Annotated in this window: 1 protein-coding gene; it reads left to right on the forward strand. The window is 38.6% G+C overall.

From position 1 onward, the window contains the following. The first annotated feature begins 54 nt into the window (after window positions 1-54). A protein-coding gene (locus JOC95_RS21310; protein ID WP_204420278.1) for an IS3 family transposase occupies window positions 55-1,409 on the forward strand; the annotation gives its coding sequence in 2 pieces (ribosomal slippage) (window positions 55-523 and window positions 523-1,409; 1,356 coding nt in all). The last annotated feature ends 35 nt before the right edge of the window (window positions 1,410-1,444 follow it).

Here is a 1,444-nt window from a genome sequence, read left to right on the forward strand (position 1 = left end):
AGAAGTGCACCCCTTTTGTTGGACACACACCTAACAATAGGAGGTGTACTTCAGTTGACTAAATTTACACGAGAAGTAAAACATCAAGCTGTACAACGTTATATAAATAATTTAGTAAGTTATCGAGAGTTGGCTAAGGAGGTTGGAGTAGATCACTCCGTTCTCCGTTACTGGGTGATGTTGGTCAAACATCATGGTGAACAAGCATTTTCCTTTCCCTATACAAAATATTCTCCAGCCTTTAAACTGAGGGTAATTCAATTTATAAAGGATTCGAATTATTCGGTTCGAGAGGCATCGGCGATTTTCCACATCCCAGACCCTTGTATGGTTCGTAGGTGGAAAATTAAATGGGAGACATGGGGAGATGCCGCCTTTAATCCAAAAGAAAAGAGGCCATCTACTATGACTTCCAAAAATAATAAAACTAATGAAGACAAAGCCATCAATCCATCTATGGAAGAGATGAAAAAAGAATTAGAATACCTTCGTATGGAGAATGCGTATCTAAAAAAGCTGAGAGCCTTAGTTCAGGAAGAAAAGTCACCAAAGAAATCAAAGCGAAAGTAATATATGAACTAAGGCATGCATTTCCTGTTAATCAATTGGTGAAGGTAGCTAAGATGTCTAGAAGTACCTACTACTTCCTTGTTCAAACATGGGAACAAACCGACCCTGATCGTAAGTGGAAAAGACGGATTCAATTCATTTACCGTAAACATAAAGGCCGCTTTGGATATCGTCGTATTACAGATGTTCTACAGGCAAAAGGCCATAAAATTAATAAAAAGAAAGTGTATCGTATTATGAGAGACCTAGGACTTCAATGCATCGTTCGGATGAAGAAGTATAAGTCTTATACAGGAGAAGTCGGGAAAGCTGCGCCAAACATCCTAAATCGCAATTTCAAGGCCGACAGACCAAATCAAAAATGGGTCACCGACGTTACAGAGTTTAAGTTGTTCGGGCAGAAATTATATCTCTCGCCTATATTGGACTTGTTTAACGGTGAAATTATTACGTATACACTTCAATCGAGACCAACGTTTGATCTAGTAGAAACGATGTTAACCCAAGGCTTTGAACGCATAAGTGAAGGTGATGATCTCTTACTTCACTCAGACCAGGGTTGGCATTACAGAATGCCTAAATACCAAAGGACTTTAAAGGAAAATAACATTACCCAGAGTATGTCTAGAAAAGGCAACTGTTATGACAACGCAGTAATGGAGAACTTTTTCGGTATCATGAAATCCGAATTATTGTACTTACAAGAATTTGATAGCATCGACCATTTTAAGGATGAGCTCGAAGAGTACATCCATTATTACAACCACCTGAGAATTAAATCAAGATTAAAGCGTAAAAGTCCGGTAGCTTATCGGGCTAGTTTTGAGCAAGCCGCTTAGAAAACAAGTGTCCAATTTTAAGGGTTCAGTACACT

This window comes from Sutcliffiella tianshenii (assembly GCF_016908565.1).
Classification (GTDB): domain Bacteria; phylum Bacillota; class Bacilli; order Bacillales; family Bacillaceae_I; genus Sutcliffiella_A; species Sutcliffiella_A tianshenii.